Here is a 25329-nt window from a genome sequence, read left to right as displayed (position 1 = left end):
AATGCGGGCCGTGCCAATGAAGTGGTTGTTTGGTTTTTGTTTCTTAGTTTTGGCCGCCCCGCTTTGGGCGCAGGATCGCCTGGCACTGGTGATCGGCAATGACGACTATGACTCGGTTGTCGATTTGCAAAAGGCGGTTGCGGATGCGCAGGCCATCACAACAAAGCTTGAAGGCCTGGGGTTCGAGACCTTTCAGGGAGTCAACCTAGATCGTCGCGGCATGAACCAACGTATTTCCGAGTTCACCGCGCAGTTGGAATCTGGTGACACCGCATTCATCTTTTTTGCGGGCCATGGCGTTGAAATAGATGGTGAAAACTATCTGCTGCCCACCGATATCGAGACGCCGAAGGCGGGCCAATCCGATTTCATCAAATCGGAATCGATCGCCCTGTCCAACCTTTTGGACCGGGTCCGTGCCACGGGGGCCCGGACGTCGATTGCAATCATTGATGCCTGCCGCGACAACCCATTCAAAACAACCAACGGACGCAGCATCGGCGGTACGCGCGGATTGGGTCGGATCAACGCACCACAAGGCATGTTCGTGATTTTCTCGGCCGGTGCAGGACAAATGGCGTTGGATCGGCTCAGCGATGATGATGTCGCGCGGAATTCGGTGTTTACCCGTGCCCTTCTGCCGCGCCTGTCCCAGCCAGGGCTTGAGTTGCGCAGCATGGTGGCGGGTCTTCGGACCGAGGTCAGGGATCTGTCCCGCACCGTACAACACGAGCAGACCCCAGCCTATTACGATGAGCTACTGGGCGAGTTCTACTTTACCCCGGCGGTTCAGACCTCGGAGGACGATAAGACTGCATCTGGTCCCGCAGATGACATGCGTGCTGACCTGAATCTGGCCAGATCCGTTGGAACAGTTGATGCGTTTGATACATTTCTTGAGAAATACTCAGATCAGACAGAGGCTTACAGCTATCAGGTTGCACTACAAATCCGCGAAGGTCTTACCGCCGCCGCCGTAACGCCAACCGAAGAGACCAACCTACGCGGCGGCGAAACGCCCGTCGAACTGGTCAGCGTGCCGGTCATATCCGACGACATTCAGGTGATGCGCGCCACGCAGGCGGCTTTGAACGCGCTGGGATGCAGCGCTGGCGGGGCGGATGGCATCGCCGGACCCAGAACAAAGCGCGCTTTTGCAAGCTATCTATCGGCCAGCGCCTCAACACTGGGGCCAGATGACCTTGGTACAAAACATGCGTTGCAAGAACTCGAGGGAAAAAGCGGTACGATCTGCGAAACAACCGCCGCCGCGCCGACCACATCGACTACGAGCGCCCTCTCACTCGTTGGCAGTTGGAAATACAAGGCAACCTGCGCGCTGGTCGTGAAGGTCACCGGGTCTATCAACTATGTGAAGTCCGGCGCAAACAAGTTCTCGGGTCGTCTGTCCGACTCGCTTGGTCAAAATGCGAATACCGAGGTGTATCTGAATGATCAGCAGCTGAGCGGGACCGACTACTTCCCCGGCATCACGGTCAAATGGCGCGGGCGTCTGGCCGAAGATGGCAACAGCTTTACTAGCACCGGCTCAACCGGGTGTTCGGTTTATGCCTGGCGCGCGGGCTGAGCCGAAACGTCAGTTCACACGAAACTCACCCACCATATTGCGCCACTCGCCCGGGGCGATCATCTTGCGATGGGTATAGCGGACCGAATGCAGCGGACCTTCGATTTCCCGCTGCCAGAACTCGATAAATTCGAACAGTTTCGGATGATCTGGCGCCAGATCATACTCCTGCCAGATGAACGTATTCAGGACATGGATATAGTCGGGCATGTGGTAAAAGAACTCTGCCGTCGTCAGCCCATATCCCTTGAGCATCAATTCCGTTTCACTTCGCTTCATGCAGACCTCCAATTTCTTGCAAGGTCTCTGCATGATAGCACGACAACCACCTAATCCTTACTTAACAATATGTTACTCAGGTGTTACTTCGGTTTCTCGCAGACAAAACCGTTGCTTGCTTGCACCTTATGTGCCGGGTCTGATAAGGTGCATCCACAAGATATAGACCCAGAACAATACACGGGCAGTTTACGTGAGCGATACGCCAGAAATTCCTGAAAACATGGATGAAAACCCGCCCGAGCGCCCCGTCTACGACGGTCCGACGGTGTCCATCGAATCCGAAATGCGCACGTCCTATCTGGACTATGCAATGTCGGTCATCGTAAGCCGCGCAATCCCCGATCTGCGCGATGGGCTGAAACCGGTTCACCGGCGTATCCTTTATGCGATGCACGAGACCGGGAACACGCATGACAAGGCGTATCGCAAGTCGGCGCGTCCTGTTGGCGATGTGATGGGTAAGTACCACCCGCACGGCGACAGTGCGATCTATGACGCGCTGGTGCGAATGGCGCAGGATTTCTCGATGTCGCTGCCGTTGCTGGACGGTCAGGGCAACTTTGGATCGATGGACGGCGATAACCCGGCGGCCATGCGGTATACCGAAGTACGGATGGACAAACCTGCCGCGTCCCTGCTGGCCGATATCGAAAAAGAGACGGTAGATTTTCAGGACAACTATGACGGCAAAGACAAAGAGCCGACCGTCCTACCCGCCCGTTTCCCGAATATGCTGGTCAATGGTGCCGGTGGTATCGCCGTAGGTATGGCGACCAACATTCCGCCGCACAATCTGGGCGAAGTCGTTGATGCAACACTGGCGCTGATCGACGATCCAGATCTGACATCCGAGCAGTTAATCGAATATGTCCCTGGCCCCGACTTCCCGACTGGAGGCGTGATGCTGGGCCGTTCGGGGGCGCGCAAAGCTTATTTGGAAGGGCGCGGCAGCGTCATCATCCGCGCCAAAACGCGTGTCGAAGAAATTCGTAGAGATCGTTATGCGATTGTTGTGGATGAGATCCCCTATCAGGTGAACAAAGCCTCGATGATTGAAAAGATCGCCGAGGCCGTGCGTGAAAAGCGCATCGAAGGCGTGAGCCACGTGCAGGACGAATCCGACCGCAACGGTGTACGGGTCGTGGTCGAGCTGAAACGCGACGCAACGCCCGAGGTGGTGCTGAACCAGCTTTATCGTTTCTCGCCGATGCAGACCTCCTTTGGCTGCAACATGCTGGCGCTGAACGGTGGACGGCCTGAACAGCTGACGCTGCGCCGGTTCCTGACGTCCTTCATCGACTTCCGTGAAGATGTCGTTGCCCGGCGCACCGCCTATGATCTGCGGAAAGCACGTGAGCGCAGCCACATTCTGTGTGGCCTGGCGGTCGCGGTATCGAACGTGGATGAGGTGGTCGCCACCATCCGTTCGTCCGCCGACGCCGCCGAGGCGCGCGAGAAGCTGATGACCCGTCGCTGGCCTGCGGCCGAGATCGAAGGCTATCTGCGCCTGATCGACGATCCGCTGTCCAAGATGAACGACGACGGCACCTATAACCTGACCGAGGTTCAGGCCCGCGCCATCCTCGATCTGCGCCTGCAACGCCTGACCCAGATTGGCGTCAAAGAAGTCACCGACGAGCTGGAAGAACTGGCCGCCAAGATACAGGAATATCTTGATATTCTGTCCTCGCGCGAGCGCATCATGTCGATCATCGGGGATGAGCTGCGCGAAGTGCGCGAGCAATTCGCAGTGCCACGCCGCACGGAGATCGTCGACTGGTCCGGCGACATGGAAGACGAAGACCTGATCGAACGCGAAGATATGGTCGTGACCGTCACCTCGGGCGGCTATATCAAGCGGACGCCGCTGGCCGATTTCCGGGCTCAGAAACGCGGCGGCAAGGGCTTGTCGGGGATGCAGACCAAGGAAGAGGATGTGGTCACCAACCTCTTCGTGGCGAACACGCATACGCAACTGCTGTTCTTCACCACCGAAGGGATGGTCTACAAGCTAAAGACCTGGCGCCTGCCGCAATCCAGCCGCACCGGTAAGGGCAAGGCCATCGTCAACATTCTGCCCATTCCAACCGGCGTCTCCATCGCGGCCATTATGCCGGTCGATGTGCCGGATGAGGAGTGGGAGAACCTGCAGATCGTCTTTGCGACCAGCGCGGGCGACGTGCGGCGCAACCGCTTGTCGGACTTCACGAATGTCCGTCGGAACGGCAAGATCGCGATGAAGCTGCCCGAAGATGTGGAACTGGTGAATGCGCGCATCTGTTCCGAGGACGAAGACGTGATGCTGATCACCAATTCGGGCCGTGCGATCCGCTTCCGCACCACGGATGTGCGCGTTTTCAACTCGCGCGAATCCACCGGTGTGCGCGGCATCCGGCTGAGCAATGGTGATCGCGTAGTGTCGATGTCCGTGATCCGCCATTTCGAGGCCGACCCGGATGAACGGGCCGCATACCTCAAGATGCGCCGCGCCGTGGCCGGGATTGCCGATGATGGCGAAACGGACGAGGACGAGGCCACTCCGGGCCTGATTACCCAAGAACGCTATGCCGAAATGTCGGCAGCGGAAAACCTGATCTTGACGATCACATCGGGTGGTGCAGGCAAGTTGAGCTCCAGCCACGACTACCCCGTCCGCGGACGCGGCGGCATGGGTGTTGCTGCGATGGATAAGGCCATGCGCGGAGGGGAACTGGTTGCCTCTTTCCCGGTTGAGATTGATGACCAGATCATGCTGGCCACATCCAAGGGTCAGTCGATCCGTGTACCGGTGGATGGGATATCCTTCCGCTCCCGCTCGGCCGGTGGTGTGAAAGTGTTCAACACTGGCAAGGGCGAAGAGGTCGTCAGCGTTGCCTGGATCGCAGATCAGGGCGATGAGGACACCGAAGAATAGAATGAAAAAAGCCCCGCAGCGACGTCTGCGGGGCTTTTTGATCTGATGTTTAGGGCTGCGCCTAGATCAGCTGCCCGTGAATCATCCGTGCAATCTCACCCATCGGTTCTCTTGGCTCTCGCCCAACTAAAGAATATTGCCACGGGCCGTCCTGCCAGAAAACAACAAGATAGCCGTCTTCGTCCTGAAACCGAAAAGACTGATTTTGCGTCGATGTCCCGTGTTTGGCCAGCAGGCTCAGCCGGTCACCCTGTTGATTTTCATACATGAATAGCGCCGAGGCCTGATCGCCCGCAGGCAGCAACCGCCCCCCGATCAAGGAATATCCGCTATCACCAAGTTGTGGCGCGATAATAGCCGCGCCCAGCCGGTTGGACAGCCAGGTTTGCAGGTGATCCTTTTGCGATGCGTCAACCTCAACCGGGTGCAGCACTTCGCTGACATACAGGGCATGGGCGGCCTTGGCGTGATCTGCGAACACAACAAGACCAACCGGATCATTGGTGGTTTTGAACGGCAACAATGCGCCCAGCCCCAAACCTGCGGCAAAGATCGCAACCGACGCAGCGAGGCGCATCGGTTGCATGCGGCCGCGTTCTGCATGTTGGCGTAAATCGCGCAGATGCGCGGGTGACGGAACAGGAACGCTCTGACGGATCAGCGCAGCCTGCCGCTGCAACTGTTCCAGCAACGCGGCATCATCCGGATGGGCCTTGAGGTGGCGTTCCAGATGTTCACGGTCACTGTCAGACAGCTCTCCATCTACACTGCGCTGGATCAGTTCTTGGATTGACGGGTGCGGAGTCATTTTACGCTCCTGATCTTAGTCGTGGTGGGCGCATCCATATCGGCGCATATCTTAGACCGCGCGCGGGAAATACGCGACATCAGCGTGCCCTTTGGAATTCCCAAAGCTGTGGCCGCCTCTTCATAGCTTAGTCCGCCAATCACCACTGCCAACAACGCTTCGCGCTGTTCTTGCGGAACGCGCTCCAAACTTTGCCAGATCGCCGTGATCTCCAGCCGTTCTTCCGCACTGTGCGAGGATGAGGCAATCTCACCGATCTGATCAAGACCAACCGCGCGAAAGCGCGCCTCACGGCGCCATCGGTCGCGGAACAGGTTAAGAAGAATACGGGTCAGCCAGGGTTTCAGCGGGCGTCCGGGTATCCAAAGCAAACGCTTGCGCAAGGCACGCTCGATACAATCCTGAACCAGATCGTCAGCAGCATCCCGGTCGCGTGTCAGCGACCAGGCATAGCGCCAAAGATCAGGCAGGCAGTTTTCGAGCTGTGTGTCGAAGGATTGGATCATCATTTTCTTGCGGGGCGGGACGAACCCGCCCCCGATACCTGAATTTATGGGCGCGCGATATGCCAAACGCCTTTGACGCCATCACCAGTCATGTCGCCGGGCTTTTCATCCTTGAACCACAGATACAGCGGCTGACCCTTATAGGCGACCTGCAGGGTGCCATCCTTACGCTCGATCACGCTGTAACCTTTGGGCAGATCCATACCGGCCTCACCCGCCAGAGGCGGCCATTTTGTGGCGCAGTCATCGTAGCAGTTCGAAACAGAATCCTCATCTTTATCAAAGGTATAAAGGGTCATCTTATGCGCATCCATGATGAAGGTCTCACCATTGAGCTCTCCGGTCACGGCCGGGACCGCACCATGACCATCGGCCAACGCCAGACCCGCGGTTGCAACCAGCACAACGCCGGACAATGAGATGAATTTAAACGACATGGTTTCTCCAACTTTTTTCAGGTCTGCCAAGCTGCAGACACAGAACATACGAGCTAGAGACAGAAAAATTCCCGCTGCCGCAAAAAAAAGCCCGGCAACATGCATGCCGGGCCTTTTTTTTGTTCTAAGAAAACGATCGGGTTGCCCGTCGGTTCAAAGCGAATACAGCGCTCCGAACTTTTCCTCCAGATAGGAGAGCAGCGGCTCGGGGCCAGGCTCCTGCCCGCTTGCGTTGCGGATCACCTCGCGCGGCGCGTACAACCCGCCATGGCGCTGAACGTTTTCACGCAGCCACGCGGTCGCACCAGAGGTATCGCCCTGTGCCAATTGCTGATCCAGATCAGCGACGGCCTCACGCAGCGCGGTATAGAGGCACCCCGCATAGACATTGCCCAGCGAATAGGTCGGGAAATACCCAAACAGGCCCACCGACCAATGCACATCCTGCAGACACCCGTTCGAGGGCTTGTCGACCGCATAACCGAAATCGGCTTTGAACCGGTCGTTCCAGGCGGCCTCAAGATCCCCGACCGAGAGGTCACCCGCCATCAGCGCGCGCTCCAGATCGAAACGCAGCATGATGTGCAGGTTATATTGCACCTCATCGGCCTCGGTCCGGATATAGCCGTTATGCACCCGGTTGACCGTTGCATAGAACGCATCAGCGTCTGCAATACCAAAGTCACCAAACACGTCCTGCATCCTGCCGTAGAGCCAGCCGGTAAAGGCGCGCGAGCGTCCAAGCTGGTTTTCGTAAATCCGGCTTTGGCTTTCATGCACGCCCATCGATACGCCCTGGCCCAGCGGCGTCAGCGCATAGGCCGGATCGACGCCTTGCTCATAGGCCGCGTGACCTACTTCGTGGATCGTCGAGTAGAAGCAATTGAACGGATCGGTCAGGTTGGTCCGTGTCGTAATCCGCACGTCCGAACCGCTGCCTGAACTGAACGGATGCACTGCCTTGTCGACGCGACCCTTGTTCAGGTCATAGCCAAAGGCCACCGCCAGCTCTTGTGACAGACGCATCTGGTCTGCCTCGTCGAAACTGTGCGAAAGCGCCTGCGGCGCGGGCCGATCCAAGACGGCGGCGCGCAGCGCAACCAGACGCGGGCGCATCTGGTCGAATATCTCAGCGATCTGTGCGCCCGTTGTATAAGGCTCATAATCCTCGACCATGGCGTCATAGATATCGCCGCCTTGCGCCAGGGCCGCGCCCTCTTCGCGTTTCAACGCGACCACTTCTTCCAACACCGGCAAAAACGCGGCAACGTCTTCATCTGCGCGCGCCTGCGCCCATTGCCCCTGCGCGGTCGAGGTCACCCGCGCGATGGCCTTGGCCAGATCAGCCGGCACCTTCACCGACCGCTCGTAAGCGCGACGGATTTCGCGTAGCTGCGCCTGTGCAGCCTCCCCTGTGATCTCGGCCCGGTCCAGCCAGTCGGCAACCTGCGGGTTTGACCGGCGGGCGTGCAGCACGGCCTCGATCGCGGCCATTTCTTCCGCGCGCTGCGGGGCGGCACCGCGGGGCATCATGGTTTCCTGATCCCAGCCCAAGCGACCTGCAATCTGCCCCAGGGCAGAGGTTTCGCGCTGATAGGCCATCAGTTCTTCAAATACTGTCATTTCAGTCATGCTCCGCGCAGCGAGGTTGCAATAGGATAAGCGGTCAGAAAACGTGCGCGCAGGATCAGCGTCCACACAACCACCGCCATGAATTGATGGAAAATCGCGATCTGCCACGGCGCGCCATAGACCACGGTTGCAATGCCCACCACAACCTGCAGCGACAGCGCTGCAAAGGCCGCGTTGAAGGCAAAACGGGTCTGGGGATGAGCGCTTGTCCCGCCACGGCGCCAGACGACAACTGCGAAGATGAACAGCAGATATCCGGCACAGCGATGGATGAACTGCACAAGACCCGGGCTTTCAAAAAAGTTTCGCCACATCGGTTCCAGCATTGTGGCATCAGGCGGCAGCAATTGCCCCCCGATCAACGGCCAGTCGGTATACGAGCGCCCGGCATCAATACCAGCAACCAGCGCACCGATCAGGATTTGCAAAAAGGCAAAATGCAACAGTCCGGTCGACAGCGAGAACAGCTTGGCCTCTTTCGCGCGTCGGGCCTGCATCAGGTCCCGCTCTTCGCGGCCCAGCGTAAAGATATACCACGCAAGATATCCCAGAATGACAAAGGCCAGCCCCAGATGCACCGCCAGACGGTAGCTGGCAACGGCTATCATGCCCTCGCCCTGCGTCACACCCGAGGCGACCATCCACCAGCCCACAGCACCCTGCATCCCCCCCAGCACGCCGGGGATCAGCAAGCGCCCGGTCCAGCCAGCCGGTATCTTGCGCGCAACAAGAAAGCCAAAGAACCCCAGCGCCCAGACCAGACCAATCACGCGGCCCAGCTGACGATGACCCCATTCCCACCAGTAGATGAATTTAAAGTCATTCAGCTCCATCCACTGGTTCTGGATGCGCCACTGGTCGATCTCTTTGTATTTGCCGAACTCGGCTTGCCAATCCGCTTCGGTCATCGGGGGGATGGCTCCGGTGATCGGACGCCACTCGGTGATCGACAAGCCGCTATCTGTCAGACGTGTCAGCCCACCCACGGCGATCATCACGACAACCAGCGCAAACAAGATCATCAGCCAGGCACGGATCAAAGACCGTGCCCCGCCGCGCCCCCGGTCGATCATACCAGGTTGAACCGTCTGCTGCTTTTCGTTGTCCGAGACTTCTTCGAAGATGCTGCGCTTACCGCTCATGCTGTCCTCATGTGCCTTCAATTTCGTCGCAAGCTAGGGCGAAGGGGGCGCAAGGTCCAGCCTCAGCCCCGGTCCTTCCAGCGGACCATCTGACGCATAACCCCGTGCAGCATCTGCACATCTGCCCGTGTCATCCGCATCCGCGACCACAAGTTGCGCAGATTGGTCTTCATCCCTTCGGCTTTTTCGGGGGGATAGAAAAAACCCGCCTCGTCCAGCCGATCCTCATAATGCTCGACCAGCTTTTCGACTTCGATGCCTGTGGCCCAATCGCCTTTGCCCAGATCGGTTGCCTCATGCACCACGTCACCGGATTGCCGCATCCACTCATAGGCAGTCAGCAGAACACATTGCCCGAGGTTCAGCGAGGCATATTCAGGGTTCACCGGGACGGAGATGATGGCGTTGGCCTTGGCGATATCTTCATTCTCAAGCCCGGCGCGTTCCGGGCCGAACAGAACGGCCACCCGCTCGCCTGCCGCGACCTTTTCGGCGGCGATCTGCATGGCACGCTCGGGGCTGTAGACCGGTTTGGTCAACCCACGCTGCCGCGCCGTGGTGGCAAAGACAAAGGTGGTATCCGACAGGGCCCCCGCCAGATCATTGCACAGCTGCGCCTCGTCCAGCAGACGCCCTGCCCCGCTGGACATCGCCACCGCCTTGGGGTTGGGCCACCCGTCCCGAGGGGCCACGATCCGCATCCGGTCCAGTCCGAAATTCCACATCGCCCGAGCGGCGGCACCGATGTTTTCGCCCATCTGCGGGCGCACAAGCACAAAGGACGGCTGGGATTTATCGCTGGGCATGAGAGACTCCGAAACTTCCGCCTGCTCTAATCCGCACGTTCCCGCAGAGCAAGCCATTGCCGGTGCGAAAACCCGCACGGACGGGTATAAAAGTTTGCTTCCCGCCCGCAATCCGCTAAACCGCGCGAAAGACCGCAAGCCGAAGGACGCGCCAATGGACACCCCCGAGCAGCCGCAAATCTATCTGATCAGCCCGCCAACGATCGAGCTGAGCAAGTTCCCGGACCAGTTGGCTCAGGTTCTGGACGGGGCAGAGATCGCGTGTGTTCGGCTGGCGCTGGCCGGAAGCGACGAAGACGCGATTGCGCGCGCCGCAGATGCCTGCCGCGAGGTGGCACATGCGCGGGATGTGGCGCTGGTGATTTCCAACCATGTCTTGCTGGCGCAACGTCTGGGTCTGGACGGCGTGCATCTGGATGACGCTGCCCGCTCGGTCAGGGCTGCGCGCAAAGAGCTTGGGGCCGACGCCATCGTTGGCAGTTTCTGCGGCAATTCCAGCCATGACGGCATGACCGCGGGCGAAGCAGGCGTTGACTATGTCGCCTTTGGTCCGGTCGGGAATGCGTCTTTGGGCGATGGCACTCTGGCCGAGCGGGATTTGTTCCAATGGTGGTCAGAGATGATTGAAGTTCCGGTGGTGGCCGAGGGCGGTCTTACGCCTGAGATCGTCAAAGCCCTTGCCCCCTGTACGGATTTCTTTGGGATCGGGGATGAGATCTGGTCAGCCGAAAACCCGCTTGCTGCGCTGAACGTCCTACGCGCCGCAATGGGCTAAAGCGGCAGCAAAGCCGCAGCGCTCAAGTATAGTCCAACCAGCGCAATCATCATAGAGGCCAGAACGGATATCCGGCCTCGATAGCGATACGAATTGCGCGACAACACGATGGTCAGGGCTGAGGTCGCAATCATGACTGCCAACAAGACCAACAACGCACCCGCCAGATAGCCCAATATCGCGGGCGGGACCCGATCGGGCGGGATGCCGATCCCGGACAGCGTGTGAGACAGCGCCATCCCCTGCGGCAGCGTCGCCAGAAAAACCGCCAGCAGACGCAGAAAACCCGCCTTGCGCGCAAACAGGTTCCACACCGCCAGTACAACGATCGAGGCCGGTACCAACTGTGCAACTGTCGTCTGTTGCACATTGAAGACGCCCATCGCCCCCAAAACGAGCGAGAGTGTCAGACCCACTGACAGCACCAACATCTGACTGACGACTGCCCGCAGCCTGGCGGACAGAAACAGCACGGCCAGTGCAAACAAAACCTGCTGAGGACCTGCAGGGATTATGCTGCTGATCCCCTTGGGAAAAAACGCCTCAAGCGTTTGCGCGGCATCCAGACCTGCGCCGCCTTGCAGCGGGATCAGAGGGCTTGTCTGACCCTCCTCAAGATACCCGGTATATGGCGCATCGACCCCTTGCTGCCGCAGCACAACGGCCCCCAGCCCTGCGGGCCATGTCAGGCGCAGGCTGCCCGCGCCATCGGGGATGTCTCCGGCCAGCAAAACATGTGACATACGGGCTGTGTTGGGATCGCCCACAACCGGAATGCGCGCGCCCTCATAGGCCAGTTCAACCGGCCCACCGACCTCAACGCCCAACGTGTCCGACCATGAACGGATGAAGTCATGCAATTCAGGCTCCAACTCGCTTGAGACCAGCCTGCGCAGTTTTTGATACTGAGCAGAGGCAGAGCTGCCCGACGGATCGACACCGGCGATTGCAGCCTCCGCATTCAGAGTGATGTCCAAAAACAGTGTATTGTCGCTGACCCGGAAATCCATGATCGTTGGCTCAGCGGGCTGAGCCATTCCGGGCGATGACCCCAAGGTCAGCACCGCGATGATCAGCGACAGAAACAGACACAAGCGATGAAAAACTGCCGAAGCGAAATTGCTTTTCATACGCGATTGACCATGAAAGACGAGAACAGAAAAATCATTGCCTTTAGTGTTCAATCGATAGGACCCATTGGCAAGTCCAAAGGCAAATCCGGGGCCGCGTTGCCGAATTGTTGCTGAAGGCGATCAACTGACTTGCGCGCGCAGCGGGGCTGCGGCATGACAACCACATGACTCAAACCAGCGAAATTCTATGCATCGGCTCTGTTCTTTGGGACGTTGTCGGTCGCTCTGCCAGCCACATGCGCCAGGGCTCGGATGTGCCGGGGCGCATCACCCGCCTGCCCGGCGGCGTGGCCATGAACATCGCCATGACGCTTGTGCGTTTTGGCATGGCCCCCACACTGCTAACGGCCATCGGACGTGACCCCGAAGGCGACGAACTGGTCCATGCCTGTACGCGTTTGGGCATGGTGACCGAACACATCTACCGCTCGCAGGATTTGCCAACAGATCGCTATATGGCGGTCGAAGGTGCCAATGGTCTGATCGCGGCCATCGCAGACGCGCACTCGCTGGAGGCCGCCGGTGCCAAGATTCTCCGGCCGCTGATGCACGGCCCGCTCGGATATGAGAACACGCCCTTCGACGGGCTGATCGCGCTTGATGGCAACCTGACACTCGATCTGCTGGAAGAGATCGCGCAAAGCCCCGCCTTTGCCAAGGCTGACCTGCGGGTAGCCCCTGCGTCTCCGGGCAAGGCAGAGCGCCTGCTTCCCTTCCTCAAACACGCCCGTGCCACCCTGTATGTTAATCTCGAAGAGGCCGGCTTGCTGTGCCAATGCGAGTTTCCCGATTCTGAGACAGCCGCCAAAGGCCTGCTGGAACGCGGCGCGCTGCGGGTTTTGGTCACCGACGGTGGCAACTCGGCAACGATCGGCACTGCAGACGACATCCTGACGCAAACACCGCCTTCCGTGCTTGTCACGCGCGTGACCGGCGCAGGTGATACATTCATGGCGGCCCATATCGCCGCCGAAGCTAATGGCGCAGACCACGAAACGGCGCTCAGCCGCGCGCTGCACGCCGCCGCAACCTATGTTTCCGGAGAAACTCCACTGTGATCGACATTCAATACTCCGCCGAAGTTCGCGCCGCCAAAGATGCGGGCCAGCCCATCGTTGCGCTGGAAAGCACAATCATCACCCATGGCATGCCTTACCCGCAAAACATTGAGGTCGCAGCCCAGGTCGAACAGGACATCCGTGATGCGGGCGCTGTTCCGGCGACAATGGCCGTGATCAAAGGCAAGCTGCATGTGGGGCTAGAGGCCGATCAGCTGCAAGAGTTGGGACAGGCGCAGGGCGTCGCAAAAATCTCGCGCGCGGACATGGCCGCCTGTATCTCAACTGGCGGCACCGGAGCGACCACCGTTGCGGCCACCATGATCGCCGCCCGTTTTGCCGGGATCGAGGTTTTTGCCACCGGCGGTATTGGCGGCGTACATCAGGGCGCGGAAACTTCGTTTGACATTTCTGCGGATCTGCACGAACTGGCGCAAACGCCCGTTACGGTAGTTGCAGCGGGTGCCAAGGCGATCCTTGATCTGGCAAAAACGCTGGAAGTGCTTGAAACGCTGGGCGTTCCGGTCATCGCTCATGGTCAATCAGAGTTTCCGGCATTCTGGTCATCGAAATCACCCTATGCGGCTCCGCTCCGCATGGACAGCGCGACCGAGATCGCGCGAGCCCATGCAACCCGGCGCGCCCTTGGCCTGCCCGGGGGGCAGCTGATCGCAAACCCCATCCCCGCGGCGGATCAAATCCCAAGCGAGGAACTGGCGCCGATCATCGCCTCGGCGCAGGCAGATGCCGACGCGCACCGGATCACCGGCAAAGCGGTCACGCCCTACCTGTTGCAGCGGATTTATGAACAGACCAAGGGCCGCTCGTTGACCGCCAATATTGCGCTTGTAAGGAACAATGCGCGTCTGGCCGCCGGTATTGCGCGTGCTTTGGCAGATGCAGCCCAATAGGAGTTCCGGGAATAAACTATTGTACCAACGCCCCGGACTACTTAACTAAATCCGCAAACTGCCCGGATCCGCAATGAATACACCATTTGACGAAGAACCCCATCGCCGCCCTGGCCTGCTGTCCCGGCTTCGCGCGTCGTTTCTGACCGGCATCGTTGTCATTGCGCCGGTCTGGCTGACCGTCTGGCTGATCTGGTCGGTTGTGGGCTGGATCGACAGCGCCGTGTTGCCGTTGGTTCCCCAACAGTTTCAGCCTGAACAGTATGTGGGTATCAACCTTCGTGGCGTTGGCGTCGTCATCTTTCTGATCTTTACCATTCTGGTTGGATGGGTCGCCAAGGGCATTCTGGGACGTTCGCTTATTCATTTCGGCGAAAGCTTGGTTGACCGGATGCCGGTGGTGCGCTCAGTCTATTCTGGGATCAAACAGATATCCGAGACCGTTTTTGCCCAGACCGAACGATCTTTTGAAAAGGCGTGCCTTATCCAATATCCTCGCCGCGGTATCTGGGCGATAGGTTTTGTTTCGACAACAGCCCGAGGAGAGGTCAGCGAGCGCGCCGAAACCGGTGGCGAGTTGCTCAGTGTCTTTGTCCCCACAACTCCAAACCCAACATCCGGTTTTCTACTGTTCTTTCCGGCGGAAGACGTCATTTTGCTGGATATGACCATTGAAGAGGCGGCCAAGCTGGTGATCTCAGCCGGGCTTGTCTATCCCAATGACAAGGACCCAACCCAGCCACCCGAATAGTCAGCCGAACATCGCTGGCAGATCAACGGTGCTTTTCTCGCCCAGATCGTCCTTGTACTGGCTCAGGAACTGATCAGCAGCCTCGCGCCCGGCAGCCTTGAGCTTGTGCAATATGACAGGGTTGGGCACGGTCTTGGTTGCAACCGACAGGCTGTTCATCAGCTCATTATCGGCAATCATATGTACCAGAACCCGGTTCATTTCGCCCGCCTTCAGCTTGCCCTCGGCCAGCAGGCGCTGCACGAAATTGATCGCCCTTAGCTCTCGGAACAGCGACGAGTTAAAGCTGATCTCATTGATCCGGTTCTGTATCTGTTGTGGTGTTTTCGGCACCTCATCTCGTTCCAGCGGGTTGATATTCACGATGACCACATCGTCCGGCAAATCTCCGTTGAACAGCGGGTACAGCGCCGGGTTTCCGGTATATCCTCCGTCCCAATAGGCCTCAATCCGTTCGGTTTTGGGATCGTAGATCTCAACCGCCTGAAACAGGTTGGGCAGGCAGGCCGACGCCAGAATAGCATCAGTCGAGACCTCCTCGCCGGTAAACACTCGAATCTTGCCGCTGCGCACACAGGTCGCGCAGACAAACAGCTGCGGGCCTTCATCAGCGCAAACCTCGTCAAAGTTGAAACGGTCCACGACCGGCGTCAGCGGATTTCGGTAAAACGGGCCATAGGAATAGGGAGACACCATACGCGACCACGTATCCGCAACCGAGAATGGCAGCGAGTATTCCATCGCCTGCGCAATCTGGGCAGGCTCTATGCCGCTCATCCAGTTGGCCAAACGCATGTCGCCGACGGCCCCCATGCGTTTCCACAAACCATCCAGCGCAGCGCGCGCACCCTCGCGCCCGGCATTTACCATGCCAGATTTGAAAGCCGCACCATTCAGTGCCCCGGCGGAGGTACCGGTGATCGCTGCAACCTCAAGGTCCCGTTCGTCCAGCAGGCGATCCAGCACGCCCCAAGTAAAGGCCCCATGCGCGCCACCGCCCTGCAATGCCAGATTGATCCGTTTCACCGTCATGCCCCTTTTCTCACCGAACTGGGATCAAAGCGCGGTCCAGCCGCCGTCAACCGATATGGTTGTGCCGGTGATCTGGGTCGCCGCGGCCGAACACAGGAACACTGTTGTTCCGCCCAGTTGCTCTACGGTGGCGAACTCTTTCGAAGGTTGCCGTTCGAGCATGACGTTCTTGATCACGTCCTCACGGCTCATGTCGTATTCTTTCATCGTGTCGGGAATTTGCGCCTCGACAAGCGGCGTCAGAACGTAGCCGGGACAAATCGCGTTGCAGGTGATCGGCTCTGGGGCGGTTTCCAACGCCACTGTCTTGGTCATACCGACCACCCCATGCTTGGCCGCCACATAGGCCGCTTTGAAAGGGGATGCGGTCAAACCATGCGCCGAGGCAATATTCACGATACGGCCCCACCCCGCCTTGCGCATCATCGGCAGCGCAGCAGCCATCGTATGAAAGGTTGAATTCATATTGATCGCGATGATCGCGTCCCATTTCTCGACCGGAAATTGATCGATAGGGGCGACATGTTGAATGCCCGCATTGTTGACAAGAATATCGCAGGCCCCGGCCTGCTCGATCAGGTTGCGACATTCGTCGCCTTTGGACATGTCGGCCTTGATGTACCGCACATTGCTTCCGGTCTCGCGCGCGACCTCTGCCGCTAGCGCGTGGTCCTCGTCACGATCTGTGAACGAGTTTAGCACCACGTCAGCCCCAGCCTTGGCAAGTTCCCGTGCCACGCCCAAACCAATGCCGGAATTCGAACCCGTTACGATGGCAGTTTTGCCCGACAGCGTCATGTCAGCTCTCCCAGTGATCTATAATTTGATCACACACTGCCATGCTGCACCTGCGAAATAAATGGGGAAACGCATGCAGTTGCAGATCATGCCAGTCTTCGCCGGCGCGCTGTGATCCAATGAAGTGCGGGCAGAAAAAAACGCCCGCGCGAAGCGGGCGTTAAGTTATTGAGGCAGGTTTCATACAGGCAAGAAACCTATCGAGCAGTGCAACCTTTATAAGCAATTCCTTGCACTCATCCAAGCTAAAAGTTTGATAATAAGAAAAATCATCGGTACGGTGAATCCCAACAAAATAAGGCCAGAGCAGGATTGTTTCCAAAATGAGCCAGTATTATCCCAACCCGTTTCGCACGATGATCACGGGAATCGCCGCTATTTTTGCCGTCTCGATAGCACATGCAGAATCGTCACATGGCATAGCTATGTATGGCGACCCCGCCCTACCACCGGATTTTGTGTCTCTTCCGTATGCCAATCCGGATGCACCCAAAGGTGGCAACGCCGTTTTTGGAAATACCGGTGGCTATAACAGCTTAAACCCCTTCGTGCAAAAAGGCACCGTTCCTTGGCAGTTGCGGTTTTGGACACATGAGGGGCTGATGGGCCGCTCCTGGGACGAGCCTTTCACGCTTTACGGGCTGTTAGCCGAATCAGTTGAGACTGCGCCAGACCGATCCTGGGTCGAATTTACGCTGCGCGAAGATGCCAAATTCTCGGATGGCGATCCGGTCACCGTGGACGATGTGATCTGGTCGTATGAGATTCTCGGGACCGAAGGGCACCTACGCTATCGCGGTCTGTGGTCCAAGATCGACAGCATCGAACAGACGGGTCAGCGCTCGGTCCGAATCACGTTTAAAGAACCTGATCGCGAGCTTGCCTTGATCGCAGGCCTGCGTCCGATCCTGAAGAAATCGCAATGGGACGGCAAAGATTTCGCCAATGCCCCCCTGCACGAAATCCCGGTTGGCACAGGGCCTTATGTAATCGATGACTATGAGGCTGGCCGCTTTGTAAACCTGCGCCGCAACCCCGACTATTGGGGCGAAGATATCCCCTTTCGGCGCGGGACAATGAATCTCGACAATATGCGTCTGGAATTCTACGGCGACGGCACGGTTCTGTTCGAAGCCTTCAAAGCCGGAGAACTGACCGCCGTGCGCGAATTCAACGCCGACAAGTGGGCGACGCAATACAATTTTCCGTCGATCCAACGCGGCGATGTAATCAAAACCGAGATTCCTCATCGCAAGCCATCGGGTATGACGGGCTTTGTCATGAACACGCGCAAAGCGCCATTCGACGATTGGCGTGTGCGCGAGGCTCTGACACTTGCCTTTAACTTTGAATTTATCAACGACACCGTCACTGGTAGCGCGCAGCCCCGGATCACTTCGTATTTCTCAGGCTCTGATCTTGCGATGCAGCCCGGCCCGGCTAAAGGCCGTGTTGCAGAACTGCTGGAGCCCTATGCGGATGATTTACTGCCTGGCACCGTCGAAGGATATGAGCCACCACAAGGCGACGGGTCCGCGCGGAATCGGTCCAACCTCCGCAAGGCATCACAGCTGCTGGCCGAGGCAGGCTGGACAATTCAGGATGGCGTACTGCAGAATGAGGCAGGTGAGCCATTCACCGCTACATTGCTGATTAGTCAGGGCGCATTGAATGTTGTCCAAAATGTCGATTCGATTGCCCAGATATATATCCGAGCGCTCGAGCGTCTTGGAATTCAGCTGACGGTCGACAAGGTGGATGACGCCCAATACACCTCTCGGATTACCGAGTTGGATTTCGATATGACCCCGTTCCGCCGCGCTCTGTCTTTGTCCCCAGGTAACGAGCAGCGCCTGTACTGGGGCAGCGAAAAAGCCGACACACCCGGCACCCGAAATCTGATGGGCGTGACCTCGCCCGCCGTCGACGGAATGATCGACGCGATGCTAGCCTCGGAAAGTCGCGACGATTTCGTCGCTGCCACCCGTGCCCTCGATCGCATTCTGACCGCCGGTCGTTATGTGATCCCCCTTTGGAGCTTTGACGTTGGCCGCATTGCCCATGCCAAAGAGCTTAAGCAGCCCGTCAGGCTGCCAATCTATGGCGACGGGCCAGAATATATGCCCCAAGTCTGGTGGTATGAGGATTGACGCGCACCCTCTATTTCCATATTTCATGAAATATGGAAATAGAGATTCACAACAGGCTCGGCGCCCTGTCCCATCCCAAGCGGCTGGATCTGTTCCGGCTGCTGATGCGCCGCTATCCCGATCCTGTTCCGGCCGGACAGATTGCTGAGGCGCTGTCGCTCAAGGCCAACACCACCTCTACGTATCTCAATGCGCTCAAGGCAGCGGATCTGATCGAACAGAGCCGTCAGGGTACATCGCTGCAATACACCGCCAAGCTGCCCGCGGTACGCGCGCTGTTTGATCAGCTGCTGGGCGAGTGTTGCCAGAACCGGCCAGACCTTTGCTTGAGCCCTTCCAAAGCTCCGATCAAGGCCAACCCTGACCGCGTTTTGAATGCCCTGTTCATCTGCACCGGCAACTCTGCCCGGTCGATCATGGCCGAAGCCATTCTGAACGCAGAAGGCAAAGGCATGTTCCGGGCCTATTCGGCCGGCACCGCACCATCGGACGCCCCCAATTTCGAGGTGATCAAGCTGCTACAGCAGAAAGGTTACGACACCTCCGAGCTGCGTTCAAAAACGGTCAGCGAATACTCGGCACCGGATGCCCCTCAGATGGATTTTGTGTTCACCGTTTGCGATCATGCGGCGAACGAGGCCTGCCCCGCATGGCCCGGACAGCCGATGAGCGCTCATTGGGGTCTGGCCGATCCCGTCAAAGCCCAGGGCACGGACGCGCAACGAAACCTGGCCTTTCAACAGGCCTATGGCCTGCTGCGCAACCGTATCACCGCGTTTGTCAGCCTTCCGCTGGAAACACTCGACCGCATTTCCCTGCAACACAAAGTCGATGACATCGGTCGCATGAGCGGCTGATCCACCTCCCCTCCATATCCAAGGACATACAGATGAACATACTGGTTCTGTGTACCGGAAACTCTGCCCGGTCCATTCTTCTTGAGTCGATCTTCAACCACACAAGCGGCGGACGCGTTCGGGCCTACTCGGCCGGGTCAAATCCAACCGGCAAGGTCCATCCCCAGTCCCTGACACTGTTGCAGGCCGAAGGGCACAGCATCTCGGACGCCCGGTCGAAAAGCTGGGATGAGTTCGCCCCGGATACAGCGCCCGAGATGAACATGGTCATAACCGTTTGTGGCTCTGCTGCCGAGGAAACCTGCCCCGTTTGGCCCGGCGCACCGGTCCGGGCCCATTGGGGCGTCGAAGACCCCGCCGCGGCGACCGAGACAGATTGGGATCAGGCGTTTCGCACCGCCTATGACATTCTGGGTCGGCGCGCGGCGGCACTAATGGACCTGCCTTTTGAAACCATGGACAGCAAGGAACTGACAGCGCAGCTCAAACGCATCGGAGAGATGCCATGAACGCGCGCCACTACTTTGCCGAGTTCCTGGGCACCGCCTTTCTGCTGATCGGCGTCGTGGGATCGGGGATCATGGCGCAGACCCTGTCGGGGGACAACATCGCGCTTGCATTGCTCGCCAATGCGATCGCCACCGGCTGTATGCTGTATGCAATCATCACAACACTGGGCCCGGTTTCGGGTGCGCATTTCAATCCAGCGGTGACCCTGGCCTTTGCGCTGCGTGGCGAACACCCATGGCGCGCCGTCGCCCCCTATATGATTGTACAAATCGCGGGCGGCATCGCCGGCGTTTGGGCCTCCCATTACATGTTCGACCTACCGATTCTACAGACCTCGGAAACGCTGCATCGCACGGGTTCGCATCAGTGGTTTTCCGAAATCATCGCGACCCTCGGCCTGCTATTCGTGATTTTCGGCGGAATTCGGCACAAACCTGATACCGTACCAGCCCTAGTAGGGCTCTATATCACCGGCGCCTACTGGTACACATCATCCACAAGTTTTGCGAACCCCGCCGTCACCATCGCAAGGGGGTTTACGGATACCTTCGCCGGCATATACCCTACGCATATACTGATGTTCATTGCGATGCAGATTATTGCTGTATTTATAGGGCACATAGTCCTGAATTGGCTCTTCAGACACGAAGAATAACGGACCGGCCGCCACTCACTCCAAAACGCAGGTCCGTCAGCCCGTTGCGGGAGCTCCGCAACGGGCGCTTTGGACAGCATATTACGTCACGTAAGGGTGCGACATTTTGTCATGTCATCAGGTCGCCCATCTCCAATCACCCTACTCGAGGGGAGAGCGGACCTGAAACCTGAACAAATGGGAAGCTCGGAGATGCTGAACTGGACTGATTTGACGCACAATTGGAGTGAGTCTTACGCGCGCGCAAAACGCCGTTTTCCAAACCTGCGCGACCGAGACATGTCGCGCGTCACCACAAACCGGCAACAGTTCGAAGCCTATCTGGCCGAACGCCATCATCTGACCGTCAATGAGGCCAGAGAAGAGGTCGAGGATTTTCTCTTTACAGAGGGGCTGAACCGCGAACTGGCCAGCCGCTAGGTAAGGGACGTGACCCAGAGGATGGTCGCATCCTCATCGCTGACGGACACCACGTTGTGTCCCATGCTGCCATCGTAATATGCGCTGTCGCCCCTACGCATCTCAACCGGCTCATAGAATTCAGTGTATAGGCGAACCACGCCTGTCAGGACATACATGAACTCTTCGCCGTCATGGCGCACCCAGCCATCGAATTCTTCCATCGAACGCGCCCGGACGCGCGCACGATATGGCAGCATCTGCTTTTGTGTCAGGGTTTCGGCAAGCAGTTCATGTTCATACGTCGCAGTTGCATGTGCCGTCCCGGTTCCGACCTTGGTGACCGCCATTCGGCCAATGACCTGCTCGCGTTCTGGGGGTGTAAACAGCTGCGGAACCGAGATTTCAAGACCTGTCGCAAGTTTCTTGAGCGCATCATAAGTCGGCGACATCTGACCATTTTCGATCTTGCTGAGCGTGGATCGCGCCAGCCCTGCCTGATTGGCGGCCTGCTCTAGCGTCCAACTACGTGCCTTGCGCAACTCACGCACACGGGCGCCCAGATCGACGGGCTCCAACTCGGTTTGGACACCATTGTCTCGCGCGATGCGGACGATGGACTTGTGATCGCGTTTCGTCATGATCTTTCTATAGGGGTAGCGACCGGAGCTTGCAACGCGACTTGCGCAACGGTAGCCAGTTCGCATGTTATCCATATTTGACCAGGGTCCTCCGCCACCGTGCCCGGCGCCGTTCAATCTGGCCGCGCATGTATTGCGTCATGCCCATGACCGTTCAGGCAAAGTTGCGCTCTCAGTACTGGGGCGGACGGGCCACGAGGACTGGACTTATGCCAACCTGCGAAATGCGGTTCTTGGTACCGGCACAGGCCTTCTCAGGGCTGGATTGCAACCGGGGGATCTTGTCCTCATGCGCCTCGGGAACACGGTGGATTTTCCGATCGCATATCTGGGGGCCATCGCGGTGGGCCTTGTGCCCGTCCCGAGCTCATCGCAGCTGACCGAGCCCGAGACGGCATCGATTATCGCAGAACTTGCACCCGCAGCAGTGTTGCGGGACCCTAAAGTCGCGTGTGCGCCACACCCGAAAGAGATCGGCCTGCGCGACCTTCTTGGGATGCGAGAGCTGCCCGCCGCCCCCTATGACATGGGTGATCCTGACAGGCTGGCCTATGTGGTCTATACCTCAGGCACGTCGGGTAAGCCGCGCGCCGTGGCCCATGCCCATCGTGCAATCTGGGCACGGCAGATGATGGTCGACGGGTGGTACGGACTGCGCGCCACTGACCGCCTATGCCATGCCGGCGCGTTCAACTGGACCTACACATTGGGTACAGGGCTGATGGACCCCTGGGCGATCGGTGCGACCTCACTGATCCCGGAACCGGGGACAGACATTTCGGCACTTCCCGATCTGCTGCGCCAACATCGCGCGACGATCTTTGCCGCCGCGCCCGGCGTATTTCGCAAGATGCTGCAGGACGTCGGCGATATAGCACTTCCAGATCTGCGCCATGGGCTGTGCGCGGGCGAAAAACTCTCGCGGCATCTGCATGAGCGCTGGACGCGGGCGACGCATACCGAGCTTTATGAAGCTTATGGTATGTCCGAGTGTTCAACCTTCATTTCCGCCTGTCCGGATCGGCCTGTGCAGGGCAACAGCCTGGGTCGGCCACAACAGGGACGCCGCCTTGCAATTCTCGGACCAGATGGCCCGGTGCCATTGGACACCGAGGGGACAATTGCCATCCATAAATCCGACCCCGGCCTGATGCTGACCTATCTGAATGCTCCGGACGAGGCACAGGCCCGGATGCAGGGCGACTGGTTCCTGACCGGGGATCAGGGAACGATGGACCGCGATGGGCAAATTACCTATCTCGGCCGCAACGACGACATGATGAACGCGGGCGGCTACCGAGTTTCACCAGTCGAGGTCGAGGCAGCGCTGTCTCGCCTGCCAGGCATTTCGCAAGTCGGGGCAGCCGCTGTTGAGGTTAAGCAAGACACATTTGTGATCGCAGCCTTTTACACCGGGCCGGAAAAACTGGACGAAGCGGTTTTGCAATCCTATGTCGAAGAAAATCTGGCGCGATACAAACAACCGCGCGTCTTTGTCTACCTTTCGTCCCTGCCGACCGGCGGGAACGGTAAACTCCTGCGCCGCGCATTGCCGGCCTATTTCAAGGCTCCGTCCGAATGACACAATCCGTCAAGCTCGACATCATGTCCGACCCGATCTGCCCCTGGTGCTATATCGGCAAGACCCATCTGGACAAAGCCTTGTCCAAGGTACCGAACCACCCTTTTGTGATTGAGTGGCATCCATTTCAACTGAACCCGGACATGCCGGATGCTGGTATGGATCGGCGCGAATATCTCGAACGCAAGTTTGGCGGAAAAGATGGTGCCGTGCGGGCCTATGCTCCGGTGGTTGAACACGCCGAAAACGCCGGGCTCAAGATCGACTTTGAGGGGATGAAGCGCACACCAAATACGTTGGACGCGCACCGGCTGATCCATTGGGCCGGAATCGAAGGCAAGCAAAACGCCGTTGTTGACGCTTTGTTTGATGCATATTTCGTTCAGGCCCGCGATATAGGGGCACACGAGGTTCTGGCGGACATAGCGGACAGCGCGGGCATGGATGCGGCCGTCGTGCTGAAACTGCTGAAATCTGATGCTGACCGCGAAGACATCCGCACCCGTGACGGCCACTCTCGCGAGATGGGGGTCAGTTCTGTGCCCACATACATCGTTGCCAATCAACACGCTGTCCCCGGCGCGCAACCCCCTGAATTATGGGCGAAAGTGATTGATGAGATCATGTCTCAAATTGATGCATCCCCTGCAGAATAGCACATAGTTCTGTGCATTTTCCCATCTGGCTCAACCCGCTCAGCCATGATAGCGCGAGTGGGTAAGGAGCATTTTTATGGCCAACCGTGTGTCCCGGCCGGAGTTCATTGCGTTGATCGCAATGATGTTCGCCACGATTGCATTTTCGATTGATTCAATGCTGCCCGCCCTTCCCGAGATTGGCGCGCAGCTCAGCCCCGATGACGTCAACAGGGCCCAACTGATCCTGACATCCTTCGTGCTTGGGATGGGTATCGGGACCTTCTTTACCGGGCCTCTCTCTGACGCGTTCGGGCGCAAACCGGTCATATTCGTCGGTGCAGCTCTCTATATTCTGGCGTCTGCCGTAGCATGGGCAAGTTCTTCGCTAGAACTAGTTCTTGCGGCCCGCATCGTTCAGGGGCTGGGGGCCGCAGGCCCCCGCGTGGTGGCCATGGCAATCATCCGTGACTTGTATTCCGGTCGCGAAATGGCGCGGATCATCTCGATCGCTATGATGATCTTTACCCTGGTTCCGGCGGTTGCACCCATGCTGGGCGCTGGAGTCATTGCAATCGCCGGATGGCGCGGCGTGTTCGCATCCTTCATCCTGTTTGCCTTGATCGTGGTCTTTTGGATGGGAATTCGGCTGCCCGAGTCTCTGGCACCCGAAAACCGCCGCCCCTTCCGTCTGCCACTGATGATCGCGGCCACGAAAGAGATGTTTGCACATCCCACGGTCCGGCTGTCGATCTTTGTTCAGACCCTCTGCATGGGATTGCTTTTCACCATGCTGACAATGGTTCAACCCGTCTATGACGTTATCTACGACCGGGCCGAGAGCTTTCCATTCTGGTTTGGGTTTGTCGCGCTCATGTCGGGTTCTGCGAGTTTGCTGAATGCTGCGCTGGTTATGCGCGTCGGTATGCGCAGGATGGTTACATGGGCGCTTGGCGCGCAAATCCTGATCACCTCAGCTGTCATCACCTTAAATATAGCGGAGCTCTCACCAAACGGATCGTTTGCATTGTTTGTGTTCTGGCAGACCACCGTGTTCTTCATGGCTGGTGTGACGATGGGCAATTTGAACGCCATCGCGATGGAACCGATGGGGCATATCGCGGGCATGGCCGCATCGGTGATCGGATCGGTCGCCACAGTTCTTGCTGCGGCCATAGCGGCACCGGTGGGGCTGTTGTTTGACGGCTCACTTACGCCTCTGACCACAGGCGTGCTGATCATGTGCATCCTTGGGTTCGGATTGATGCTGCACATGGGCCGCATTGAAAACCGGTTGCCCGCCTGATCTGTGCAGACGCTGCAAACC

25 protein-coding genes are annotated in these 25329 nt (G+C 58.3%); 14 read left to right on the top strand and 11 right to left on the bottom strand.

Annotated features, from left to right (window positions below):
• Window positions 1–16 precede the first annotated feature (16 nt).
• Entirely contained in the window at window positions 17–1588 is a 1572-nt protein-coding gene (locus ACR0I7_RS03845; RefSeq protein WP_480508596.1) for a caspase family protein, read from the top strand.
• 9 nt (window positions 1589–1597) lie between these two features.
• On the opposite strand, the gene ACR0I7_RS03840 is transcribed toward ACR0I7_RS03845, so the two are convergent.
• Window positions 1598–1867: an usg protein gene (locus ACR0I7_RS03840; RefSeq protein WP_480508594.1), complete on the bottom strand. Its 270-nt coding sequence runs from the start codon at window positions 1865–1867 to the stop codon at window positions 1598–1600.
• A gap of 193 nt (window positions 1868–2060) precedes the next feature.
• On the opposite strand from ACR0I7_RS03840, the gene gyrA reads away from it, so the two are divergent.
• Window positions 2061–4784, top strand: coding sequence for a DNA gyrase subunit A (gyrA, locus tag ACR0I7_RS03835; protein WP_480508592.1), 2724 nt, complete (start codon window positions 2061–2063; stop codon window positions 4782–4784).
• A gap of 61 nt (window positions 4785–4845) precedes the next feature.
• Here gyrA and ACR0I7_RS03830 read toward each other — a convergent pair whose 3' ends face one another.
• The 6 genes from ACR0I7_RS03830 to ACR0I7_RS03805 all read right to left on the bottom strand — a co-directional run bounded on the left by ACR0I7_RS03830 (window position 4846) and on the right by ACR0I7_RS03805 (window position 10115).
• A complete protein-coding gene (locus tag ACR0I7_RS03830; protein ID WP_480508590.1) occupies window positions 4846–5592 on the bottom strand; it encodes an anti-sigma factor family protein in 747 nt (248 codons plus the stop codon).
• On the bottom strand, window positions 5589–6101 hold the full coding sequence (locus tag ACR0I7_RS03825) for an RNA polymerase sigma factor (protein WP_480508588.1): 513 nt from the start codon (window positions 6099–6101) through the stop codon (window positions 5589–5591). The genes ACR0I7_RS03830 and ACR0I7_RS03825 overlap by 4 nt, the downstream gene beginning before the upstream one ends.
• Window positions 6102–6142: 41 nt before the next feature.
• A complete protein-coding gene (locus tag ACR0I7_RS03820; RefSeq protein ID WP_480508586.1) occupies window positions 6143–6535 on the bottom strand; it encodes a COG4315 family predicted lipoprotein in 393 nt (130 codons plus the stop codon).
• A 153-nt stretch (window positions 6536–6688) separates the two neighbouring features.
• Window positions 6689–8158 (bottom strand): carboxypeptidase M32, encoded by a 1470-nt coding sequence (locus ACR0I7_RS03815; protein ID WP_480508584.1) that lies wholly within the window; start codon window positions 8156–8158, stop codon window positions 6689–6691.
• A gap of 5 nt (window positions 8159–8163) precedes the next feature.
• Complete coding sequence (gene ctaA, locus ACR0I7_RS03810) at window positions 8164–9309, bottom strand: heme A synthase (RefSeq protein ID WP_480508582.1); 1146 nt, start codon at window positions 9307–9309, stop codon at window positions 8164–8166.
• A 62-nt stretch (window positions 9310–9371) separates the two neighbouring features.
• Window positions 9372–10115, bottom strand: coding sequence for an RNA methyltransferase (locus ACR0I7_RS03805; protein ID WP_480508580.1), 744 nt, complete (start codon window positions 10113–10115; stop codon window positions 9372–9374).
• Between the two features lie 154 nt (window positions 10116–10269).
• Here ACR0I7_RS03805 and ACR0I7_RS03800 point away from each other — a divergent pair, with 154 nt between their 5' ends.
• A complete protein-coding gene (locus ACR0I7_RS03800) occupies window positions 10270–10890 on the top strand; it encodes a thiamine phosphate synthase (RefSeq protein WP_480508579.1) in 621 nt (206 codons plus the stop codon).
• Here the strand turns inward: ACR0I7_RS03800 and ACR0I7_RS03795 are convergent.
• Window positions 10887–12020, bottom strand: coding sequence for a HupE/UreJ family protein (locus ACR0I7_RS03795; protein WP_480508577.1), 1134 nt, complete (start codon window positions 12018–12020; stop codon window positions 10887–10889). The genes ACR0I7_RS03800 and ACR0I7_RS03795 overlap by 4 nt on opposite strands.
• A gap of 167 nt (window positions 12021–12187) precedes the next feature.
• Between ACR0I7_RS03795 and ACR0I7_RS03790 the strand changes: the two genes are divergently transcribed.
• The 3 genes from ACR0I7_RS03790 to ACR0I7_RS03780 all read left to right on the top strand — a co-directional run bounded on the left by ACR0I7_RS03790 (window position 12188) and on the right by ACR0I7_RS03780 (window position 14743).
• On the top strand, window positions 12188–13081 hold the full coding sequence (locus ACR0I7_RS03790) for a PfkB family carbohydrate kinase (RefSeq protein ID WP_480508575.1): 894 nt from the start codon (window positions 12188–12190) through the stop codon (window positions 13079–13081).
• Window positions 13078–13992, top strand: a complete 915-nt coding sequence (locus tag ACR0I7_RS03785) for a pseudouridine-5'-phosphate glycosidase (protein WP_480508573.1) — start codon at window positions 13078–13080, stop codon at window positions 13990–13992. Before ACR0I7_RS03790 ends, ACR0I7_RS03785 begins: the two co-directional genes overlap by 4 nt.
• A gap of 73 nt (window positions 13993–14065) precedes the next feature.
• On the top strand, window positions 14066–14743 hold the full coding sequence (locus ACR0I7_RS03780) for a DUF502 domain-containing protein (RefSeq protein WP_480508571.1): 678 nt from the start codon (window positions 14066–14068) through the stop codon (window positions 14741–14743).
• Here ACR0I7_RS03780 and ACR0I7_RS03775 read toward each other — a convergent pair whose 3' ends face one another.
• Both ACR0I7_RS03775 and ACR0I7_RS03770 read right to left on the bottom strand, forming a co-directional pair.
• Window positions 14744–15775, bottom strand: a complete 1032-nt coding sequence (locus ACR0I7_RS03775) for a patatin-like phospholipase family protein (RefSeq protein ID WP_480508569.1) — start codon at window positions 15773–15775, stop codon at window positions 14744–14746.
• A gap of 24 nt (window positions 15776–15799) precedes the next feature.
• Complete coding sequence (locus ACR0I7_RS03770; RefSeq protein ID WP_480508567.1) at window positions 15800–16573, bottom strand: 3-hydroxybutyrate dehydrogenase; 774 nt, start codon at window positions 16571–16573, stop codon at window positions 15800–15802.
• A 323-nt stretch (window positions 16574–16896) separates the two neighbouring features.
• Between ACR0I7_RS03770 and ACR0I7_RS03765 the strand changes: the two genes are divergently transcribed.
• The 5 genes from ACR0I7_RS03765 (at window position 16897) to ACR0I7_RS03745 (ending at window position 21165) form a co-directional block, all read left to right on the top strand.
• The gene (locus ACR0I7_RS03765; protein WP_480508565.1) at window positions 16897–18723 is read left to right on the top strand and encodes an extracellular solute-binding protein; all 1827 of its coding nucleotides are present in this window, start codon (window positions 16897–16899) and stop codon (window positions 18721–18723) included.
• Window positions 18724–18755: 32 nt separating this feature from the next.
• Window positions 18756–19580 carry an arsenate reductase/protein-tyrosine-phosphatase family protein gene (locus ACR0I7_RS03760; RefSeq protein ID WP_480508563.1) on the top strand — a complete coding sequence of 275 codons (825 nt, stop codon included), beginning with the start codon at window positions 18756–18758 and terminating at the stop codon, window positions 19578–19580.
• 32 nt (window positions 19581–19612) lie between these two features.
• Window positions 19613–20089, top strand: coding sequence for an arsenate reductase ArsC (locus tag ACR0I7_RS03755; protein WP_480508561.1), 477 nt, complete (start codon window positions 19613–19615; stop codon window positions 20087–20089).
• Window positions 20086–20745 carry an aquaporin gene (locus ACR0I7_RS03750; protein WP_480508559.1) on the top strand — a complete coding sequence of 220 codons (660 nt, stop codon included), beginning with the start codon at window positions 20086–20088 and terminating at the stop codon, window positions 20743–20745. Before ACR0I7_RS03755 ends, ACR0I7_RS03750 begins: the two co-directional genes overlap by 4 nt.
• A gap of 192 nt (window positions 20746–20937) precedes the next feature.
• The gene (locus ACR0I7_RS03745; protein ID WP_480508557.1) at window positions 20938–21165 is read left to right on the top strand and encodes a hypothetical protein; all 228 of its coding nucleotides are present in this window, start codon (window positions 20938–20940) and stop codon (window positions 21163–21165) included.
• On the opposite strand, the gene ACR0I7_RS03740 is transcribed toward ACR0I7_RS03745, so the two are convergent.
• Entirely contained in the window at window positions 21162–21785 is a 624-nt protein-coding gene (locus ACR0I7_RS03740; RefSeq protein ID WP_480508555.1) for a helix-turn-helix domain-containing protein, read from the bottom strand. The genes ACR0I7_RS03745 and ACR0I7_RS03740 overlap by 4 nt on opposite strands.
• A gap of 64 nt (window positions 21786–21849) precedes the next feature.
• On the opposite strand from ACR0I7_RS03740, the gene ACR0I7_RS03735 reads away from it, so the two are divergent.
• The 3 genes from ACR0I7_RS03735 to ACR0I7_RS03725 all read left to right on the top strand — a co-directional run bounded on the left by ACR0I7_RS03735 (window position 21850) and on the right by ACR0I7_RS03725 (window position 25308).
• Window positions 21850–23367, top strand: coding sequence for a class I adenylate-forming enzyme family protein (locus ACR0I7_RS03735; protein WP_480508553.1), 1518 nt, complete (start codon window positions 21850–21852; stop codon window positions 23365–23367).
• Complete coding sequence (locus ACR0I7_RS03730) at window positions 23364–24023, top strand: DsbA family oxidoreductase (RefSeq protein WP_480508552.1); 660 nt, start codon at window positions 23364–23366, stop codon at window positions 24021–24023. Before ACR0I7_RS03735 ends, ACR0I7_RS03730 begins: the two co-directional genes overlap by 4 nt.
• Window positions 24024–24099: 76 nt before the next feature.
• Entirely contained in the window at window positions 24100–25308 is a 1209-nt protein-coding gene (locus ACR0I7_RS03725) for a multidrug effflux MFS transporter (RefSeq protein ID WP_480508550.1), read from the top strand.
• Window positions 25309–25329 lie beyond the last annotated feature (21 nt).

The organism is Ruegeria sp. AM1 (genome assembly GCF_056540745.1).
The sequence above is the reverse complement of the archived record's forward strand: the minus strand, read 5'-3'. Positions and strand labels throughout refer to the sequence as shown.

What these genes read in the sequence shown, in the direction of transcription:
- ACR0I7_RS03780 (WP_480508571.1), top strand. Translation starts at nt 14,066, where the DNA reads ATGAATACACCATTTGACGAAGAACCCCATCGCCGCCCTGGCCTGCTG.
- ACR0I7_RS03775 (WP_480508569.1), bottom strand. Translation starts at nt 15,775, where the DNA reads ATGACGGTGAAACGGATCAATCTGGCATTGCAGGGCGGTGGCGCGCAT.
- ACR0I7_RS03790 (WP_480508575.1), top strand. Translation starts at nt 12,188, where the DNA reads ATGACTCAAACCAGCGAAATTCTATGCATCGGCTCTGTTCTTTGGGAC.
- ACR0I7_RS03735 (WP_480508553.1), top strand. Translation starts at nt 21,850, where the DNA reads ATGTTATCCATATTTGACCAGGGTCCTCCGCCACCGTGCCCGGCGCCG.
- ACR0I7_RS03820 (WP_480508586.1), bottom strand. Translation starts at nt 6,535, where the DNA reads ATGTCGTTTAAATTCATCTCATTGTCCGGCGTTGTGCTGGTTGCAACC.
- ACR0I7_RS03815 (WP_480508584.1), bottom strand. Translation starts at nt 8,158, where the DNA reads ATGACAGTATTTGAAGAACTGATGGCCTATCAGCGCGAAACCTCTGCC.
- ACR0I7_RS03840 (WP_480508594.1), bottom strand. Translation starts at nt 1,867, where the DNA reads ATGAAGCGAAGTGAAACGGAATTGATGCTCAAGGGATATGGGCTGACG.
- ACR0I7_RS03750 (WP_480508559.1), top strand. Translation starts at nt 20,086, where the DNA reads ATGAACGCGCGCCACTACTTTGCCGAGTTCCTGGGCACCGCCTTTCTG.
- ACR0I7_RS03830 (WP_480508590.1), bottom strand. Translation starts at nt 5,592, where the DNA reads ATGACTCCGCACCCGTCAATCCAAGAACTGATCCAGCGCAGTGTAGAT.
- ACR0I7_RS03765 (WP_480508565.1), top strand. Translation starts at nt 16,897, where the DNA reads ATGAGCCAGTATTATCCCAACCCGTTTCGCACGATGATCACGGGAATC.
- ACR0I7_RS03800 (WP_480508579.1), top strand. Translation starts at nt 10,270, where the DNA reads ATGGACACCCCCGAGCAGCCGCAAATCTATCTGATCAGCCCGCCAACG.
- ACR0I7_RS03770 (WP_480508567.1), bottom strand. Translation starts at nt 16,573, where the DNA reads ATGACGCTGTCGGGCAAAACTGCCATCGTAACGGGTTCGAATTCCGGC.
- ACR0I7_RS03725 (WP_480508550.1), top strand. Translation starts at nt 24,100, where the DNA reads ATGGCCAACCGTGTGTCCCGGCCGGAGTTCATTGCGTTGATCGCAATG.
- ACR0I7_RS03805 (WP_480508580.1), bottom strand. Translation starts at nt 10,115, where the DNA reads ATGCCCAGCGATAAATCCCAGCCGTCCTTTGTGCTTGTGCGCCCGCAG.
- ACR0I7_RS03825 (WP_480508588.1), bottom strand. Translation starts at nt 6,101, where the DNA reads ATGATGATCCAATCCTTCGACACACAGCTCGAAAACTGCCTGCCTGAT.
- ACR0I7_RS03730 (WP_480508552.1), top strand. Translation starts at nt 23,364, where the DNA reads ATGACACAATCCGTCAAGCTCGACATCATGTCCGACCCGATCTGCCCC.
- ACR0I7_RS03795 (WP_480508577.1), bottom strand. Translation starts at nt 12,020, where the DNA reads ATGAAAAGCAATTTCGCTTCGGCAGTTTTTCATCGCTTGTGTCTGTTT.
- ACR0I7_RS03755 (WP_480508561.1), top strand. Translation starts at nt 19,613, where the DNA reads ATGAACATACTGGTTCTGTGTACCGGAAACTCTGCCCGGTCCATTCTT.
- ACR0I7_RS03745 (WP_480508557.1), top strand. Translation starts at nt 20,938, where the DNA reads ATGCTGAACTGGACTGATTTGACGCACAATTGGAGTGAGTCTTACGCG.
- ctaA (WP_480508582.1), bottom strand. Translation starts at nt 9,309, where the DNA reads ATGAGCGGTAAGCGCAGCATCTTCGAAGAAGTCTCGGACAACGAAAAG.
- ACR0I7_RS03760 (WP_480508563.1), top strand. Translation starts at nt 18,756, where the DNA reads ATGGAAATAGAGATTCACAACAGGCTCGGCGCCCTGTCCCATCCCAAG.
- ACR0I7_RS03740 (WP_480508555.1), bottom strand. Translation starts at nt 21,785, where the DNA reads ATGACGAAACGCGATCACAAGTCCATCGTCCGCATCGCGCGAGACAAT.
- ACR0I7_RS03845 (WP_480508596.1), top strand. Translation starts at nt 17, where the DNA reads ATGAAGTGGTTGTTTGGTTTTTGTTTCTTAGTTTTGGCCGCCCCGCTT.